The 17,056-nt window shown below is 42.8% G+C and carries 17 protein-coding genes; 5 read left to right on the top strand and 12 right to left on the bottom strand.

Features of this window, described 5'->3' with window-relative positions:
* Positions 1-84 precede the first annotated feature (84 nt).
* The 4 genes from QM968_RS08810 to QM968_RS08795 all read right to left on the bottom strand — a co-directional run bounded on the left by QM968_RS08810 (position 85) and on the right by QM968_RS08795 (position 3,835).
* The gene (locus QM968_RS08810; RefSeq protein WP_414383567.1) at positions 85-681 is read right to left on the bottom strand and encodes an SP0191 family lipoprotein; all 597 of its coding nucleotides are present in this window, start codon (positions 679-681) and stop codon (positions 85-87) included.
* 134 nt (positions 682-815) lie between these two features.
* Positions 816-1,214 carry a transcriptional regulator Spx gene (gene spx, locus QM968_RS08805; RefSeq protein WP_003009108.1) on the bottom strand — a complete coding sequence of 133 codons (399 nt, stop codon included), beginning with the start codon at positions 1,212-1,214 and terminating at the stop codon, positions 816-818.
* Between the two features lie 87 nt (positions 1,215-1,301).
* Positions 1,302-2,447, bottom strand: a complete 1,146-nt coding sequence (recA, locus tag QM968_RS08800) for a recombinase RecA (RefSeq protein ID WP_414383565.1) — start codon at positions 2,445-2,447, stop codon at positions 1,302-1,304.
* Positions 2,448-2,566: 119 nt separating this feature from the next.
* Positions 2,567-3,835, bottom strand: coding sequence for a competence/damage-inducible protein A (locus QM968_RS08795; RefSeq protein ID WP_414383563.1), 1,269 nt, complete (start codon positions 3,833-3,835; stop codon positions 2,567-2,569).
* 375 nt (positions 3,836-4,210) lie between these two features.
* Between QM968_RS08795 and QM968_RS08790 the strand changes: the two genes are divergently transcribed.
* Positions 4,211-5,242 carry a S66 family peptidase gene (locus QM968_RS08790; protein WP_414383561.1) on the top strand — a complete coding sequence of 344 codons (1,032 nt, stop codon included), beginning with the start codon at positions 4,211-4,213 and terminating at the stop codon, positions 5,240-5,242.
* Positions 5,243-5,299: 57 nt separating this feature from the next.
* Here the strand turns inward: QM968_RS08790 and QM968_RS08785 are convergent, their stop codons facing one another.
* From QM968_RS08785 to mutL, 4 genes are read right to left on the bottom strand one after another with little or no spacing between them, the layout of a single operon-like run.
* Positions 5,300-5,866, bottom strand: a complete 567-nt coding sequence (locus QM968_RS08785) for a DNA-3-methyladenine glycosylase I (RefSeq protein ID WP_414383559.1) — start codon at positions 5,864-5,866, stop codon at positions 5,300-5,302.
* A 1-nt stretch (position 5,867) separates the two neighbouring features.
* Complete coding sequence (locus QM968_RS08780) at positions 5,868-6,437, bottom strand: hypothetical protein (RefSeq protein ID WP_414326600.1); 570 nt, start codon at positions 6,435-6,437, stop codon at positions 5,868-5,870.
* The gene (ruvA, locus tag QM968_RS08775; RefSeq protein WP_414326598.1) at positions 6,437-7,030 is read right to left on the bottom strand and encodes a Holliday junction branch migration protein RuvA; all 594 of its coding nucleotides are present in this window, start codon (positions 7,028-7,030) and stop codon (positions 6,437-6,439) included. The genes QM968_RS08780 and ruvA overlap by 1 nt, the downstream gene beginning before the upstream one ends.
* 20 nt (positions 7,031-7,050) lie before the next feature.
* Complete coding sequence (gene mutL, locus QM968_RS08770; RefSeq protein WP_414326596.1) at positions 7,051-8,994, bottom strand: DNA mismatch repair endonuclease MutL; 1,944 nt, start codon at positions 8,992-8,994, stop codon at positions 7,051-7,053.
* Between the two features lie 246 nt (positions 8,995-9,240).
* Between mutL and QM968_RS08765 the strand changes: the two genes are divergently transcribed.
* Both QM968_RS08765 and QM968_RS08760 read left to right on the top strand, forming a co-directional pair.
* Positions 9,241-9,678: a LytTR family DNA-binding domain-containing protein gene (locus tag QM968_RS08765; RefSeq protein WP_414383557.1), complete on the top strand. Its 438-nt coding sequence runs from the start codon at positions 9,241-9,243 to the stop codon at positions 9,676-9,678.
* Positions 9,675-10,133: a DUF3021 domain-containing protein gene (locus tag QM968_RS08760; RefSeq protein ID WP_414383555.1), complete on the top strand. Its 459-nt coding sequence runs from the start codon at positions 9,675-9,677 to the stop codon at positions 10,131-10,133. Before QM968_RS08765 ends, QM968_RS08760 begins: the two co-directional genes overlap by 4 nt.
* A 36-nt stretch (positions 10,134-10,169) precedes the next feature.
* Here QM968_RS08760 and mutS read toward each other — a convergent pair whose 3' ends face one another.
* Positions 10,170-12,719: a DNA mismatch repair protein MutS gene (gene mutS / locus QM968_RS08755; protein ID WP_414383553.1), complete on the bottom strand. Its 2,550-nt coding sequence runs from the start codon at positions 12,717-12,719 to the stop codon at positions 10,170-10,172.
* A 124-nt stretch (positions 12,720-12,843) separates the two neighbouring features.
* Positions 12,844-13,284 (bottom strand): arginine repressor, encoded by a 441-nt coding sequence (gene argR, locus QM968_RS08750; RefSeq protein ID WP_371611467.1) that lies wholly within the window; start codon positions 13,282-13,284, stop codon positions 12,844-12,846.
* Between the two features lie 104 nt (positions 13,285-13,388).
* On the opposite strand from argR, the gene argS reads away from it, so the two are divergent.
* Together argS and QM968_RS08740 are read left to right on the top strand one after the other, a co-directional pair.
* A complete protein-coding gene (gene argS, locus QM968_RS08745) occupies positions 13,389-15,077 on the top strand; it encodes an arginine--tRNA ligase (protein ID WP_414383550.1) in 1,689 nt (562 codons plus the stop codon).
* Positions 15,078-15,171: 94 nt separating this feature from the next.
* Complete coding sequence (locus tag QM968_RS08740; protein WP_414383548.1) at positions 15,172-15,438, top strand: MarR family transcriptional regulator; 267 nt, start codon at positions 15,172-15,174, stop codon at positions 15,436-15,438.
* 194 nt (positions 15,439-15,632) lie between these two features.
* Here QM968_RS08740 and nrdI read toward each other — a convergent pair whose 3' ends face one another.
* Together nrdI and QM968_RS08730 are read right to left on the bottom strand one after the other, a co-directional pair.
* The gene (gene nrdI, locus QM968_RS08735) at positions 15,633-16,088 is read right to left on the bottom strand and encodes a class Ib ribonucleoside-diphosphate reductase assembly flavoprotein NrdI (protein ID WP_414383546.1); all 456 of its coding nucleotides are present in this window, start codon (positions 16,086-16,088) and stop codon (positions 15,633-15,635) included.
* Positions 16,089-16,149: 61 nt separating this feature from the next.
* Positions 16,150-16,665, bottom strand: a complete 516-nt coding sequence (locus QM968_RS08730; RefSeq protein ID WP_414383544.1) for a hypothetical protein — start codon at positions 16,663-16,665, stop codon at positions 16,150-16,152.
* Positions 16,666-17,056: the final 391 nt, after the last annotated feature.

The following is a 17,056-nucleotide window of genomic DNA, read 5'->3' as shown; positions in this document are numbered from 1 at the left end:
ACAGAGCCTTTTCACAACGGACAAGCCATTGATTTTACAGCTTTTTCAAGCATTTTTAGGCTACTGATCCCCGACTGTTCTATTTTATTTTTGCTCACTCGCTCCGGCATTGATGAGATTATCCGCAAATTGACTTGGTGTCAACTTCAACAACTCTGGCAAGTGATTATTTTTGAAGTAGGTCATGCCTTCTGCCTTCTTCACATCCATGGCTTCAAAGTCATAGGTAATGGTCACCTTGTACTCATTCTCATTTTCCAAGGTCAGATCAGCCGTGAAACCAGGCACTGTCAAAGCTTCCTTAAAGGCATCATCCTTATTAAAGGATTCTCTCAATTGTTTTTGTGCTTCTTCGACACCGACCTGTTGGATCCCTTTTTTCAATTCCTCATCGGTTGCCGTCACATTGATGGTCTCCAATTTCTTGAAGGTGTTGCCCACATAGGTTACGATTTGGGTCTGTTGCGTTCCCTTGTCATCTTTTGGAAAGACAAAGGTTCGTGTGATCACTTGATTCTCCTCAGCCTTTTGCAAGATACTCTTATTATCTTTTTGCAGCTGTTCTGCTTTCGCTTTGATTGCTTTTTGCTCACTTGAGGTTGGCGTTTTCGCTTGCTTTTTTTGACCGCATCCTGTCAAACACAAAACAAGAGCACCCAATAAGAAGATCTTTCTTTTCATTTTTCATTCCTTACTAGTTATTGGTTTCTAAAATATTGTATCACAGATTTGGGAAAATGGCGCAGGAAACTACTCTGCATTTCTAAATTTAAAGAAAAAAATCAGAAACAAACTGTTTCTGATTTTCAATTGCTTTAAAGTGCTGCACGCATCCGCGCTTCTGCATTTTCTACATTTCGAACTGATCGTGGCAAGAAGGCACGAATATCGTCTTCTTTGTAGCCAACTTGGAGGCGTTTATCATCTACCAAGATAGGACTTTTTAGAATACGTGGAGTTTCCATAATGATATCAATGACTTCATTGACACTCAAGTCTTCGATATCCACTCCTAGATTTTTAGCGTATCGATTTTTTGAAGAGACAATACTTGCCACTCCATTTTCAGTTTTTGTAAGGATATCCAATAATTCTTCTTTGGTGATCCCTTCCTTACCGAGGTTTTGTTCTTTATAAGTTAGCTGGTGAGCGTTGAGCCAAGTCTTTGCTTTTTTACAGCTGGTGCAACTTGACACTGTATATATTTTAATCATGCATGCACTCCTTTCGCTACACGATAATACTATCGTATTAAATTATAACACAAAAACCATCAGTCTAGCGACCTATTTTGAAAAAAATTAATCTTCAATTTCAATCGCGTCATCTAAATCTAGTGTCACTTCTTCTACGATCGGAGCTGCTTCTTCAGTTTTATCAAGCGGTTTCACTGCTTCGTTTTCTTCGATCAAACCAAAATGTACCCGAACCTTGTGGTCGATTTCGTCGAAAATTTCTGGGTGGTCAACCAAGAATTTCTTAGCATTTTCAGATCCTTGACCGATTTTTTCGCCATTATATGAGTACCAAGCACCAGCTTTTTGGATGATATCCAAATCTGTTGCAATCTTCACCAATTCACCCGTACGTGAAATTCCTTCCCCGTACATAATTTCAACCATGGCTTCTTTAAACGGAGGAGCTACCTTGTTCTTCACAACCTTGATCTTTGTTTCCTTACCAACGTTGGTATCTTTTTGGTCCCCAGTACCCTTGATTTGGGTATTTCCACGAACATCTAGACGGACAGAGGCGTAGAATTTCAGGGCACGACCACCAGGTGTCGTTTCAGGATTCCCAAACATGACCCCAACTTTTTCACGCAATTGGTTGATAAAGATGGCAATGGTCTTGGTCTTGTTGATCGAAGCTCCAAGTTTACGCATCGCTTGGCTCATCATCCGCGCTTGCAAACCAACGTGGCTATCCCCGATATCTCCATCGATTTCCGCACGTGGTACCAAGGCTGCAACAGAGTCGACAACCACCAAATCAACCGCCCCAGAGTCGATCAATTTACCGGCAATTTCAAGTCCTTGTTCCCCTGAGTCTGGTTGAGACAAGAGAAGTTCGTCGATATTAACCCCAAGAGCTGCTGCATATGATGGATCCAAGGCATGCTCGGCATCAATAAAGGCAGCAATGCCCCCTTCTTTCTGTGCTTGCGCTACTGCATGGAGGGCAACGGTAGTTTTACCAGATGATTCTGGACCATAGATTTCGATGATCCGACCTTTTGGATAACCCCCAGCACCCAAGGCAATATCAAGAGCCAATGAACCAGAGCTCATGACTTGAACCTTTTGTTCCGCGCGTTCGCCCAAACGCATGATGGATCCTTTACCAAAATCCTTTTCGATCAACTTCAGGGCATCATTGAGCGCTTTTTCACGCTCATCTCCAAATTTCTTAGAGATATCATCTAATTTTTTCTGTTTTTTCGCCATTCTTTTCTCCTATTTTTTACTATACAGGAAATGTATGCAACTCACCAACGATTACCGTCATTTGAAAGGCTCATTTCCTATCCATTTTTAGAATCATTCTTCATTTGGCACAAACTTCATTATACCAAATTTTCACTATTTAATACAGCCAAGCGCACCAAATTAAAGGCATGCAGAACTGCAATTTCGCGGACATCAGCTCGGCTACGTCCGGCGATATTGACTTGGACACTATCCACTCCATTTGGAGTTGCCAGTCCGATAAAGACTGTCCCTGCTGGATGCCCTTCCAGACTATCAGGTCCCGCAACTCCGGTTAGGCTAACACCATAATCGGATCCTGTTAACTTACGGGCCTGTGACGCCATGGCTTGGGCTGTAAAATGAGACACTACTCCATGTTGCTCCAACTCTTGAGCTGGAATAGACAACATCTTGCTTTTCTCTTCCAAACTATAGGTGACAAAACCACCCGCGAAGATGCTGGACGCTCCTGAAAAATCTGCCAGAGTCGCTTGGAAGAGGCCAGCTGTCAGGCTTTCTGCAGCTGTAATCGTCTTAGCAGTCTGTTTCAAAAGATCAAAGGCCACCTTGGCCATCGAATTGTCATCTCCATAACCGTAAAACAACTCTTGCAAGGGTTGATGATCCAGGGTGTGACGTGATAAGATTTCCTTTTCTAAGACATCGAGCTTAGCATCCGCTTCTGCCTGATCTTTCGCCTTTGTAGACAGACGTAAGGTCACTTCTCCTGTCTTGGCATAAGGAGCTACCGTCGGATCGCTCTGTTCTTCAATGATATCGGCTAAAATCGTAACCAGCTGGCTTTCCCCAATCCCAAAGAAGCGCAAAACTCTTGAAAATAGCTGCTCCCCTGTTGTCAAATGAGGCACCAATTGTTCGTTGACCATGGGTTTTAACTCACTTGGAGGACCAGGTAGAACGACATAGGTCACATCGTCGACTTCAATCAAACCTCCAACCGCGAGACCTGTACGGTTTTGAAGGGGGATTGATCCAGCGATCATTTGTGCTTGTCGCTCATTATTGGGCGTCCGGACATAATCAGGGCGACTGGCAAAGAAGGTGTCGAGTTTGGCAAGCGCTGTCGGATCAAAAACCAGTTCTTTCCCTAAAAACTTAGCAAGGGTTTGCTTGGTCAAATCATCCTCTGTTGGACCAAGTCCACCGCATAAAATCACCAAATCGCTGCGTTTTGAAGCTGTCTCAATGGTCGAGAAGAGACGACCTTCATTGTCTCCTACCGCCACATGATAATAGACATCAATCCCTAAACTAGCTAATTTTTCAGACAAGAATTGAGCATTGGTGTTCACAATCTGTCCTGTGAGAATTTCGGTTCCCACTGCAATAATTTCCGCCTTCATGGTGCCTCCCACTTATACTATTCGTAATTTTCATTTCATTTTAACACAATTTCTTAAATTATTAAAAAAACAGATTGAAGATAAAGTCCATTTTGGACAACTTTCTTCAATCTTTTTACTTTAGAGTATAAAGTAAAAATTCTTAGAAATATCATTACATCAGCATTCCTAAGAGTTTTAACTATGTGGCAATCAACTTCTAAAGGGCTATTTTCTATTGTTGATAGAGCTTATCTATATTCCGAAGCAACCATATCGAGTGGTTGCTTTTTTACTACTTTCTTGATCTAAAAGCCTTCTTCTGACTCTAATTCTTGTTGTTTCCCCTCATCTTTTGTGATACAATAGCTTCAATTTTTTCTAGGAGGATAATATATGGCTTCTACTATTGGTATTATAAGTTTATCTAGTGGGATTATCGGTGAAGACTTTGTCAAGCACGAAGTGGACTTGGGGGTCCAACGACTCAAGGACCTCGGACTCAATCCTATCTTTTTACCTCATTCACTAAAAGGCTTAGATTTTATCAAAGAACATCCTGAAGCTCGTGCAGAGGATTTGATTCAGGCCTTTTCTGATGATAGTATCGAGATGATTCTATGTGCCATCGGTGGAGACGATACCTATCGCTTGCTACCCTACCTCTTTGAAAATGACCAACTACAAAAGGTTATCAAACCAAAGATTTTTCTCGGTTTCTCGGATACGACCATGAACCACCTCATGTTGCATAAACTAGGAGTCAAGACTTTTTACGGCCAATCCTTTCTAGCAGACATTTGTGAGTTAGACAAAGAAATGTTGCCATATAGCCTTCACTACTTTAAAGAATTGATTAAGACTGGAAAAATCTCAGAAATTCGCCCTAGTAACGTTTGGTATGAGGAACGGACTGATTTTAGTCCCAAAGCCTTGGGAACTCCTCGTGTCAGCCATGCAAATACAGGTTTTGACTTGTTACAAGGCAATGCTAAGTTCGAGGGGGAAATCCTCGGCGGTTGCCTCGAATCCCTCTACGATATCTTTGACAACTCTCTACACGCAGATAGCACAGACCTCTGCCAAAAATACAAACTTTTCCCTGACTTGTCAGACTGGGAAGGAAAGATTCTATTGCTAGAAACAAGCGAAGAAAAGCCTGAACCTGACGACTTCAAAAAGATGTTGCGGACTTTGAAGGACACTGGCATATTTGAGGTCATCAGTGGACTATTAGTCGGAAAACCTATGGATGAAACTTTTTATGACGACTATAAAGAGGCACTATTGGATATCATTGACAGCAATATCCCAATTCTCTATAATCTAAACGTTGGCCATGCCACTCCAAGAGCGATTGTTCCCTTTGGAGTCCACGCGTATGTAGATGCAACGGAGCAAGTCATCCACTTTGACTATAACAAATAAAGCTGAGATAAGACTCTCAGCTTTTTCTATATTCTCTGATGTTCTAGTCATCTAACGTCACTTATTTCCACTTTTCCATTCACAATCATTCTCATGATCATTGACCAGGCCTGCTGCTTGTAGGTAGGATAGGACTGCAACGGGACCCGTAAACTTGAAACCACGCTTTTTGAGATCTTTAGCAAGCTTCTCGGAAAGAGCTGTCTTCGCAGGAGCCAACCGGTAATCCGGAACATCATTGTTGATGGTTTTCCCCTCAACAAAAGACCAAAGATAAGCATCAAAAGTTCCGAATTCTGCCTGCACTTGTAGAAAGGCCTGGGCGTTGGCACGTGTCGCAAAAATCTTGGCACGATTGCGGATGATGGCTGGATTGTCTAACAAAGCTTCCAGTTCTTCATCCGTCATGTCTGCAACACCTTGAAGGTTATAGCCATGAAAAACCTCACGGAAAGCCTGCCGTTTATTGAGCACCGTCTCCCAAGACAGGCCAGCCTGATAGGTCTCTAAGCAAAGCAACTCAAAGAGCGCCTGGTCATCGTGGAGAGGTTGGCCCCACTCTTCATCATGGTAAGCTACATATAGCGGGTTGTTCATTTTAACCCAGCTACAACGTTTTGGCATCTTATTCTCCTATCTTTGAAACATAATCAGGCAAGGGAACAGTAGACTTGTCCAATAGATTAATCCAACGATTAATATCTGGTGGTAGAGGGTTAAATTTTTCATCTGTTTGATACCTTGCTTGACCATCTGTTTCTATACCAGTTAATGTTTCAATCTGTTCTCGAAGTTGGTCTACAGTTATCCAATCAGTCCAACCTTCAAAAAAGCTTTCGGGAGCCAATGTTATTCCATACCATTCTTGAAACCATTCAATGTAGTCTGCACTTAACAGATAGAGTTTTTCGAAAGAACAAGATTCATCATTCACCTTTATACTATCTACTATATTGTCGTTATCCACTATGGCAATACTCACACCACAAAATTCACAAGGAATTGAGCCAACTTGACCATAGCGAGATCCATTATGCAAAAATAATTCTGTCTGACTCTGTTGACAATTTTTACAAAACAAAGGAAAAACTTTACAGTGTATCCGTATCGTCTTAATCTTCCCATTCTTAAACATTATCTTGATATGGTTGTTACTGCTTCTTGCTTCAACTAGTTTAATTCGAGCAATGCTCATTATTTCACCAACATCTTAAGGGCAGACTTGATATAGTTCTCTGCTGTATCCGAAGTTCCTTCAAAGAATTTCTTGATCTTCTTGAGTTCCGTTGCCTTGTAGCCCAATGCCAACATAGCTTCCATGGCTTCCTCAAGGGCTTGGTTTTCTTCTGCAACTTTGGCTTTGGACTGAGCCGGTGCATCTTCTAGATCAAGATTGATCTTACCTTCTAGATCCAAGACCATCTGCTGGGCTGTTTTCTTGCCGATCTTCGGAAACTTGGTCAAGTAGGTGATGTTCTTGCTTTCGATGGCTTGGACAAGGCCTGCATTGTCATCCGCAGCAATGATAGCTAGAGCTGACACTGGTCCAATTCCAGAGACCGAGATCAAGTTCAAAAAGAGCTTTTTCTCTTCTTCTGTCGCAAAGCCATAGAGAAGGTGAGCATCTTCACGGACCACCTGGTGCAGATAGACTTGCACCTCTTGATTCACTTTGCCAGAGTAGGCATATGGATTAGCTACATGTAAGAGATAGCCGATCCCAGCTGTTTCTACTACGATATATTTGGCGGTGATTTTCGTTAAGATTCCTTTAATGTATTCGTACATAATCTTCCTTTATTCTTTATTTAATATTTACCCAATTCCCTTAGGCTAGTGTGATTTTCCTGAATGCGTCGGAACATCTTTTCCATATCTGACTTGGTAAAGTTAACCAAAACTGGACGGCCATGAGGGCAGTTATAAGGGTTGTCACATTGGGACAGTTGATAGATCAGGTCGCGTGCAGAGTAATCGTCCAGCGTGTGGTTGGCCTTGATGGAGCGTTTGCAGGACATCATGATAGCCAACTCAGCCCGGTATTTCTTGATGGACACTTCCTTGGTCAAGAGGAGCATGTCACACATCTCATAGATACCCGACTCGATCTCTTCTTCCTTCATCCAAATCGGATGCTCCCGCAAGATCAACTGGTTGGCTCCGTACTCTTCTAGATAGACGCCCACTTCCTCTAGGAGGTGTTTGCGCTGTTGCAGGCGGATCAGATCATCTGCAGGGAACTCAAAGATATAAGGCACCAGCAGTTGTTGCTGGCTACCGTCCACATCCCCGATGCTCTCCCGGTATTCTTCGTATTTGACCCGCTCTTGGGCCGCGTGCTGGTCAATGATGTAAAGTCCCCCATTTCCTTGAGCAAAGAGATAGGTCCCATGCATCTGTCCAAAATATTCCAACTCTGGGAAGGTCGATGCTTCCTCTCCCTCCAGCTTGTCATAGACCTTGTCTAGACTAGCCAGATCCAACTCTGGGTGATCCAGTTCATCGTATACCGTAGCCTTTCTTTCCGCAAACTTGATCGCGCTTGTCGGTTTTTCTACTGGATTTTCTTGGCTTATCGAATCAGCAGTAGCTTCATCTGTCAGAGGAAGTTGAGGATCTGCCACCTCTGGTCGAAGTTTGAAATCTTGACTTTCGCGGTCATAATAAAGGCGGTTTTCTTTTAAAGGCAAAGTCGTCTGAACCGGCTTTTCTGCTCGACGAATGGTCGACTTGGCTAGATTTTCTAGAGCATCCGGAATTAGGTCCTGCTCTTTCAGAGCATTCGCAATAGCTTGGGAAATCAAGGCCATCAGTTCTCGTTCTTTGGAGATACGAACCTCTTGCTTGGTCGGATGAACATTGACATCCGCTAAGTAAGGGTCGATCTGGATATGAATGATCGCAAGTGGGAAGCGACCCACCATGAGTTTACTACCGTAGCCGTCTAAAATAGCCCGATTGAGCAAGAAATTCTTGATGTAGCGGCCGTTGATAAAGAGACTGATGTAGTTGCGATTGGCACGAGTCAATTCAGGCAAAGACACAAAGCCCGTCACTTCAAAATCCAGGTCGTGATTTTCAATGGCCACCATCTTCTTGGCAGAAGCTAGACCATAGACGCCCGCAATCGCTTGCCGGAGATTACCAGTACCTGCCGTTTTGGTCATTTCTTTTCCGTCATTGATTAAGGTGAAAGCAATCTCTGGATGGGCCAAGCTCAAGCGATTGAGAATATCCACGATATGGGATAGCTCTGCCTGCTGGCTCTTTAAATACTTGAGACGAGCAGGGGTATTAAAAAAGAGATCTTCTACTGTGATCTTGGTCCCGACAGGACTTGTCGCTGGCTCCAATTCCTCAATTTCACCACCCTTTGCGACCAATTTGGTCCCGTGGGCAGCTCCTTCTTGCGCCGTTAGAAGGGTTAGAATACTAACAGAAGCAATGGAAGGCATGGCCTCGCCACGAAAACCAAGCGTTCGAATGCGAAAAAGATCCGCTTGATTCTTGATCTTACTGGTCGCATGTCGACGAAGGGCCAAAGCGACCTCATCATGCGCAATTCCTTCCCCATTGTCTGTGATCCGAATCGACTTCAATCCTGCTTCTTCGATTTCAACGACGATCTGGCTAGCTCCAGCATCGATCGAGTTTTCAACCAATTCCTTGACCACACTAGCAGGTCGTTCAATTACTTCACCTGCCGCAATCTGGTTGGCTAGGACTTCTGGCAATTCAATAATCTGTGACATAGCTGCTCCTTTACCTTTTTTCACCGATACATGTAGCTCTATTATACCACAGATCCACAGGTCTCCCCTTCTTAAAAAAATGGAGGCCGGCCCCATCTTCTTCCCTAAAAACCGCATAGGCAAAGAAAATGACCACATAAACAAATCCCCTTGTCTTCCCTTTGGAAAAAGTGTTTAATAGTAGTGTAAAGAAGGAGCCGGGCTAGCAGGCCAACCGACTTTACTTAAGGAGGGAGAGAATATCTTATGAAAGTTGAAGTACACATTGATTCCCATTTCCAAGAAGAAGCGGTGACCATTACAGCACCTACACTATCTACGCGTGTAGAACAAGTCCGTGATTTTGTGGAAATGTTGGACCAGAAGGAACGTTTGCGAGCGAAAAAAGAGGGCGAAACCTATCTTGTAGAGGCCCGCTTGTTCCATCGGTTCTATATTGAAAATCGGCAAGTAGTTGGTGAAACAAAGGATGATCATTTTATCCTTACAGGTCCTCTCTACCAAGTCTCTGAAGACTTGCCCAGCTACTTTTTAAAAATTTCCCAATCTGAAATTATCAACACCAAAGAAATCGATCATCTGAATTTTACCACTAGCGGATCGGTTCAAATCTATCTTAAAAACGGGAGTTTAGCATACTCCTCTCGTCGGTATTTAAAAGCTATTAAGGAGAAATTATCATGATGAAACACCATTTTACAAACGCTCTAAAAGGGATCTTGATCGGTCTCATCCTCTCGATCCTCTTTTCATTCTTGAACGCCCCTTCCACCTATATGCCCCTCAGTCCTAGCTCAGCTGTTGGCCAGTGGATGCAAAAACATGAAGTACACGGCTCTATTGTTATGCTCTATTGTGTCCTAATCTGGGCCGGAATCGGACTCCTCTTCAGCTTGGGGAATGTCCTTTTCAACAAAGATTGGAGTTTACTGCGCGCAACCGTCAGCCACTATCTTTTGATGCTCTTTGGTTTCCTACCACTAGCAACTTTGGGGGGTTGGTTCCCAATGCAAATCAGTTTTTATCTCTCCGTCATTCTTGAATTTAGCTTCGTCTATCTCATTATCTGGCTTGTTTCTCACTACCACAATAAAAAGAAAGTAGACGAGATCAACCGTCAATTACAAGGGAAAGCATGAGGAATATAAAAAAACAGTTCAAAATGAACTGTTTTTTTATATTCTCTTTTTCATCTCGGCAACCGCCATCATGACTTCCATGGGAGTCATATTGTAGAGATCCAGATTCTTCAATTCTGTGATTACCGCATTTTCTGACGCTTCCTCAAAGAGGGACATTTGCTCTGCAACCTGCGAAGGGACTTCCTTTTTAGGAGTTGCATCCACAAGCGGTACTTGCTGGGCTTGTCCTTCTAGTTTGGTCAAAATCGCATCCGCCCGCTGCAATAATACCTCTGGTAAACCAGCAATCTTGGCCACGTGAATCCCATAGGACTTATCCGCTGGGCCAGGTTCAATCTTGTGCAAGAAGGTGACCTGTCCATCTCGCTCCAAGGTCGCGACATGGACATTTTCCAATCGGGATAGGGTCTCCGAGAGAGCCGTCAGCTCATGGTAATGGGTCGCAAACAAGGTTTTGGCTCCAGTACGATCATGAATGTATTCGATGATTGACTGGGCAAGAGCCATTCCATCATAGGTCGCCGTTCCCCGTCCCAATTCATCAAATAAAATCAAAGACTGGTGCGTTGCCTTTCGAATGGCCTGATTAGCCTCCATCATTTCTACCATAAAAGTAGACTGGCCCGATACCAGGTCATCGGCAGCACCGATCCGGGTATAAATGGCGTCAAAGATTGGTAACTCTGCCTTTTGGGCTGGAACATAGGAGCCAATTTGCGCAAGAATCACGATAATTGCCAATTGGCGCATATAGGTAGACTTCCCGCTCATGTTTGGCCCTGTAATCAACTGAATATCCTGCTCTTCATCCATAAAGATGCTATTGGGAATATAGGACTGGGCCCCCATGACTTTCTCAACAACCGGATGACGGCCTTTGTCGATCGCTATCCGTCTCTCTTCATGGAAGAGGGGACGAATCAATTGTTGCGATTCGGCAACACTGGCTAGACTTTGTAAAACATCAACTGTCGCAATCGCCTGAGCCAACTGTTGCAGATGCTGAATATACTTACCAACTTCTTCACGAATCCGCATAAAAATCGTATATTCCAGATTAGCAGACTTCTCACGCGCCTCTAGCATATCGCCTTCGATGCGTGCCAATTCTTCCGTGCCAAAGCGTTCTGAATTTTTCAAGGTCGCCTTGCGGAAAAAATGGGCAGGAACGTGGTTCAATTGAGAATTGGTGACATGGAAATAGTAGCCATCCTTCTTGTTGTAATCAATTTTCAAACCGGTAATACCACTAGCCTCACGCTCCTTGGCTTCAATCTCTGCAATCCAACCGGTACCATCCCGAAGAACGACACGATACTGGTCCAATTGCTCGTCAAAACCTGTACGGATGATATTTCCCTCTGTAATAACAGCAGACGCTTCCGGAGCAATAGCCGAGGTAATCAAGCGGTGCAACTCAGGCAGTTCATCCAAGCGTGCAATCAAGACATCTAATACTGGATCACCAATCCCCAGTAGAATCGACTTGATCGTCGGCACATGCCCCAGAGTATCTCCTAGCTGCAAGAGATCCTTAGGATTGATCTTACCAAAGGAAACCCGACTCGCTAAGCGTTCAATGTCATAGACCCCTTTGAGGCTGTCGGTCAAATCGCTCCGTTCAAAGAAATGATCCATAAAGACCTGAATGATGTCCTGGCGCTCTTGAATCCGTTTCAAATCGACTAAGGGTTTCTGAATCCAGGACCGCAACAAACGACCTCCCATGGCCGTCTTAGTTTCATCCAAATACCAATACAAGCTACCATGTTTCTTCCCAGTCCGAGCATTCTCTGTCAAATCCAGACTGGCCTTGGTCGCAAAGTCCATCTGCAAGAAATCGCAAATCTCATAATGATGGGCTTTTTTGAGATGGCTCAATTCCCGCATTTGCGTCTGGTGGACATACTGGAGAAGTTTCCCAGCCGTTTTCTTTTCTAGCTCACTCAGATGATCCCCTAAGAGTTGGACATCGTCAAGCGCCGTCTCAACACGTGACAGCAAGAGATTCATCTGGCTCACAAAAACACGCTCTTCCTGTTCTGGCAACTCATAACCCAGGACCACCTCACGCGCACGTAAATTGCGGATTTCTCCACAAACCATAGTGAAGTCATTAAGGGTGGTCACCTGAAACTCACCTGTCACCAGATCCATATAGGCTAGTCCATAATCATTTCCTGAGCAATCCAAGGCAACCAAGAAGTTATTCTCACTATCCGGTTTTGTCGAATCCACCACTGTACCAGGGGTAATCACCTGTACCACTTCCCGCTTAACAACCCCCTTGGCTTCTTTGGGATCTTCCATTTGTTCTGCAATCGCGACCTTATACCCCTGTTCAATAAGAACATCAATATACTGCTGGGCCGAATGGTAGGGAACACCTGCCATAGGAATTGGATTCTCTGCATTTTTATTCCGTGAGGTTAAGGAAATCTCTAAAATTTGAGCTGCATTCACTGCATCTTCATAAAATAATTCGTAAAAATCTCCCATTCGAAACAGCAAAAAGGCATCCGGATAGTCTTTTTTGATATCTAGATACTGCTGCATTCCAGGGGATATTTTTTCTACTGTCATACTTCTTTATTCCTTACTGTTGCATCATTTTCTGACACAAGCTCCATAGATGAAAACAGGAGTAGATAGTTGCCTATCTTCCTCCTATGACATCTAAGAATCGGTTTACTTTCAATGGGCTTGATTATTGCATCATCCCTAAAATTTCATTTTGAATTTCAATGGCCGCATCTTGGTCTCGACAGACAATCAAGAGGGTATTGGCCCCAGCCACTGTTCCCAAAATACGCTCATCTGCCATTTCATCTACACCATTGGCCAAGAGAGCTGCTTCTCCCAGCTCTGTCCGCAAGACCAAGGTGAATTCTGCCCGTGAGACAGACTTGGCATGGCTGGACAGCATAATATAAATCTCTGCCACCTCAGGCTCATTTGGCAAAATATAATACAATTGATCTTTTCGCTTTACCTTGACCAGACCTAGATCGCGTAAATCACGTGAAAGAGTTGTTTGCGTCACGGCAATCCCTTTTGCTTCTAATCGATCCTGAATCTCTTTTTGAGTCGACAATTTTTCATTTCGAATCATTTGTTGAATCAAAAGGTGACGTTCTGTCTTTTTCATTGGACCTCCACTTTTGAATAAATATACTTTAAATTATACCAAAAAAATTGAAAATTCGCTCGAAATTGTGTTAAAATAATAGTTAAAAGGACTAAGGAGCTAATATGAATAATAAAGAACTCATTGCTAGTGAATTGGCCAAAGTGATTGACTCTCTTGACCAAGATGCTATTTTAAATTTGCTTGAACAACCAAAATCATCTGATCTTGGTGACATTGCTTTTCCAGCCTTCTCACTTGCAAAAGTGGAACGCAAGGCTCCTCAAGCAATCGCTGCAGATATTGCTGAAAAGATCGACCAAAGCGCCTTCGAAAAAGTCGTTGCAACTGGACCTTACGTGAACTTCTTCTTAGATAAATCTAAGATCTCTGATCAAGTAATCAAATCCGTCATCGAAGCGGGTGCAGACTACGGCCAACAAGACGAAGGTCATGGTCAAAACATTACCATCGACCTTTCAAGTCCAAATATTGCAAAACCATTCTCAGTTGGTCACTTACGTTCAACTGTTATCGGGGATGCTCTTTCAAACATCTTCCGAAAAATGGGCTACAACACGATTAAAATCAACCACTTAGGAGACTGGGGCAAACAGTTCGGTCTCTTGATGGTCGCTTATAAAAAATGGGGTAGCAAGGAAGCTGTCGAAGCCAACCCAATCGATGAATTACTAAAACTTTACGTTCGTATCAATGCTGAAATTGAAAATGATCCTGAGCTTGATGAAGAAGGACGTAAATGGTTCAAGAAATTGGAAGATGGAGATCCAGAAGCGACTGAATTGTGGCAATGGTTCCGTGACGAAAGCTTGGTGGAATTCAACCGTATCTACAAACTCCTTGGTGTTGAGTTTGATAGCTTAAACGGGGAAGCTTTCTACAACGACAAGATGGATGAAGGGGTTCAAATCCTTGAAGACAAAGGCTTGTTGAAAGAATCTAAAGGAGCTAGCATCGTTGAATTGGATGATGTCAACCTTCCACCAGCTATGATCAAAAAATCAGACGGCGCTACTCTTTATATCACTCGTGATATCGCGACCGCTATCTACCGTGCTCGGACTTACAACTTTGTGAAAAACATCTATGCTGTAGGTCAAGAACAATCCAACCACTTCCGTCAGTTGAAAGCTGTTTTGAAGAAAATGGGATTTGACTGGAGCGACGATATGATCCACGTTGACTTTGGTTTGGTCACAAAGAACCGCCAAAAATTGTCAACTCGTAAAGGAAATATCATCCTACTCGAACCAACTCTTCAAGAAGCTATCTCTCGTGCCAAAGCTCAGATCGAAGAGAAGAACCCTGAACTGGAAAACAAGGAAGAAGTAGCACATGCAGTCGGTGTTGGTGCCGTTAAGTTCTATGACTTGAAGACTGACCGTCGCAACGGGTATGACTTTGACCTTGAAGCCATGGTATCCTTCGAAGGGGAAACTGGACCTTACGTTCAATACGCATACGCTCGTATCCAATCCATCCTTCGCAAAGCTAACTTCACTCCATCAACAGATGCAACTTACAGCTTGAGCGACCCAGAAAGCTGGGAAATCATCAAACTTCTCCAAGACTTCTCTCGTGTCGTGAAACGTGCTGCTGAAAACTATGATCCATCCTTGATTGCTAAATATGCCATCAACTTGGCTCAAGCCTTCAACAAGTACTATGCACACACTCGTATCTTGGATGAAAGTCCAGAACGCGATAGCCGCCTTGCTCTTAGCTACTCAACAGCAGTTGTTTTGAAAGAAGCTCTTCGCTTACTTGGTGTCGATGCACCTGAGAAAATGTAATTTCTTATCTAGTTATTGATAAGTAGAACATCTCTTATGGGAGTGAGAAAAAACTAAATGCGTTTGAATTTAGTTCTTTCTCACTCCTTTTCTCATGTCCATGCTCGGATTTTCGAAGAGACAACATTTCACACATCAATTTTTATTCAGTTTAGTGATCCTCTTTTTATATAACAAATACGAAAAAGAAACACTCAAACGGCTCCTACAAGAACAACTTTTGAAAGACCAAGCCTTCAAAGAGAGTATCAAGAAAAAAATCCAAGAGACCGCCAACATCAACGATGTCATTCATGCCATCGATAAGGACTATCGATTAGGTCTTTTACTTGCTAAAGAAGTTATAGAGAAATTAAAATAAACCGTAAAAAAGAGAGTGGGACAGAAATCGGTCATTCGTTAGAATTCGATTTCGTCGTCCCACCTCCGCACAGTTGAGTAGGGCTGTAAAATCTGATGAAATCAGCGTAGTAGAGCCCACTCAACCACTGCGTCTTGCTCGACAATCCAAAAACAATTAAGAGGCTAGGACTTTTGTCCCAGCCTCTCTTTATTTTACAGATGATACAGATCTTCTACAATCGCAGCTACTTTTTTGATATCCCCTAGCATCCCTCGCATCTCAAAGTCTGCTAGCATAGGGAAACCAAAGCGTTGACTGTACTGCTTGGCCGTTAGGCAATATTGATTATTGAAGTTGCGGTTTCCAGATCCTACAACACCCAAGCATTTAGTGGCATTGTCTCCATAGGCAATAAAGTCTGCTACATCGGTTGTTAAAATCTCTACGTCCCCATTATCAACACCATTACCTCCTTCTAGATAGGTAGGCAAAAAGGTGATAAAAGGTGTATCGACTTCAAAGAAGGGCTTCCCTTCTTTGACTAAGTCTTTGACATGGATTTTTTCAATTTCAAGCCCTGGATGGGCTTCCAGCAAATAGTCACTTAAACGGCGAACAAAACTCTCTGTATTCCCACTCAGACTAATATACACAAAGGATACTTTCATCTTTTTTCTCCAATCAAGAAGCTCTCTTATCCTCTAAGAGAGCTCCATTCAAACTTATCTATTATGCCCTAGCTTGAGCTTTTCTCAAACTCAAGGCTTTATACAAAACAATTCCAAAGAAGAGGATGGCTATAGCCGTCAAGAGTAACAAAGCAAGGGATGAAGATGCTAGATATCGTTGACGAAGGGATGGATTTGAAAAAGTAGCTAATAGTGAGCGCCCTGCAAAATAATTATAACAAGAGAAGACTTGACTTAACACAATCTGTCCCATATACGTATAATGGGCTGTTAACAGATCCTGCTTCATAAAGAGGAAATAGAAAGTTGCAAGTAAGGCAATCAAAATCAGTGAAACAAATAAAAAAGCTAGTGGAGACTGATTGACTTGTACTGATTTTTCATAATAAACTATGTAATCTGCCTTGTCTTGAGCTGTCGTTAAAGCAAGTTGGTTTGCAAAATCGTCTGTCAATTCGAAATTCTTTGAAGCTCCAAAGGTAGCGACAGCTGATGTTAGGGTTCCCACTGTGGAGAAAAATAACAGGATATACAAATAGATAGGTTTCTTTTTCATACAAACTCCTTTTCATTTCTTACACACTATTATATCGCGATACAGATAGAAAGGCAAGCACCTCAAAACCATGGAAGTACTTGCCTGATCGCTGATATGTTCAAATGAAATTCATTTGGAAAAGTAATGTGTGAAAAAGATGAAAAAGACATCGCAACTGTATGATTGGAATGATTAGAGATCTAACGGAGTCCTATAAACTTTCATTCGAACAGGACTAGTATAGCTGATTTTTCTCTATTTCAGTCATTTATTTCTATTCTGCTTCATTTGGACACGATTTGGTCTTTAAAAGCCATTTCCGTTCCTTATCCAAAAACTATTCAGTTCTTTTTTGCAACCATTTGGTCATCACTCCATTAAAAAAGCCAGAAGCATTTGCCTTCTGACT

The organism is Streptococcus sp. OMI870, from assembly GCF_047460295.1.
Taxonomy (GTDB): domain Bacteria; phylum Bacillota; class Bacilli; order Lactobacillales; family Streptococcaceae; genus Streptococcus.
This window is presented reverse-complemented; position numbering and strand designations above follow the sequence as displayed.

Excerpts from the sequence above, each read along its gene's own strand:
- QM968_RS08740 (WP_414383548.1), top strand. The coding sequence starts at position 15,172 with ATGTCCATGCTCGGATTTTCGAAGAGACAACATTTCACACATCAATTT.
- argS (WP_414383550.1), top strand. The coding sequence starts at position 13,389 with ATGAATAATAAAGAACTCATTGCTAGTGAATTGGCCAAAGTGATTGAC.
- spx (WP_003009108.1), bottom strand. The coding sequence starts at position 1,214 with ATGATTAAAATATATACAGTGTCAAGTTGCACCAGCTGTAAAAAAGCA.
- mutL (WP_414326596.1), bottom strand. The coding sequence starts at position 8,994 with ATGTCACAGATTATTGAATTGCCAGAAGTCCTAGCCAACCAGATTGCG.
- QM968_RS08785 (WP_414383559.1), bottom strand. The coding sequence starts at position 5,866 with ATGCCAAAACGTTGTAGCTGGGTTAAAATGAACAACCCGCTATATGTA.
- QM968_RS08730 (WP_414383544.1), bottom strand. The coding sequence starts at position 16,665 with ATGAAAAAGAAACCTATCTATTTGTATATCCTGTTATTTTTCTCCACA.
- nrdI (WP_414383546.1), bottom strand. The coding sequence starts at position 16,088 with ATGAAAGTATCCTTTGTGTATATTAGTCTGAGTGGGAATACAGAGAGT.
- QM968_RS08795 (WP_414383563.1), bottom strand. The coding sequence starts at position 3,835 with ATGAAGGCGGAAATTATTGCAGTGGGAACCGAAATTCTCACAGGACAG.
- recA (WP_414383565.1), bottom strand. The coding sequence starts at position 2,447 with ATGGCGAAAAAACAGAAAAAATTAGATGATATCTCTAAGAAATTTGGA.
- QM968_RS08760 (WP_414383555.1), top strand. The coding sequence starts at position 9,675 with ATGATGAAACACCATTTTACAAACGCTCTAAAAGGGATCTTGATCGGT.
- mutS (WP_414383553.1), bottom strand. The coding sequence starts at position 12,719 with ATGACAGTAGAAAAAATATCCCCTGGAATGCAGCAGTATCTAGATATC.
- argR (WP_371611467.1), bottom strand. The coding sequence starts at position 13,284 with ATGAAAAAGACAGAACGTCACCTTTTGATTCAACAAATGATTCGAAAT.
- QM968_RS08810 (WP_414383567.1), bottom strand. The coding sequence starts at position 681 with ATGAAAAGAAAGATCTTCTTATTGGGTGCTCTTGTTTTGTGTTTGACA.
- QM968_RS08765 (WP_414383557.1), top strand. The coding sequence starts at position 9,241 with ATGAAAGTTGAAGTACACATTGATTCCCATTTCCAAGAAGAAGCGGTG.
- QM968_RS08780 (WP_414326600.1), bottom strand. The coding sequence starts at position 6,437 with ATGAGCATTGCTCGAATTAAACTAGTTGAAGCAAGAAGCAGTAACAAC.
- QM968_RS08790 (WP_414383561.1), top strand. The coding sequence starts at position 4,211 with ATGGCTTCTACTATTGGTATTATAAGTTTATCTAGTGGGATTATCGGT.
- ruvA (WP_414326598.1), bottom strand. The coding sequence starts at position 7,030 with ATGTACGAATACATTAAAGGAATCTTAACGAAAATCACCGCCAAATAT.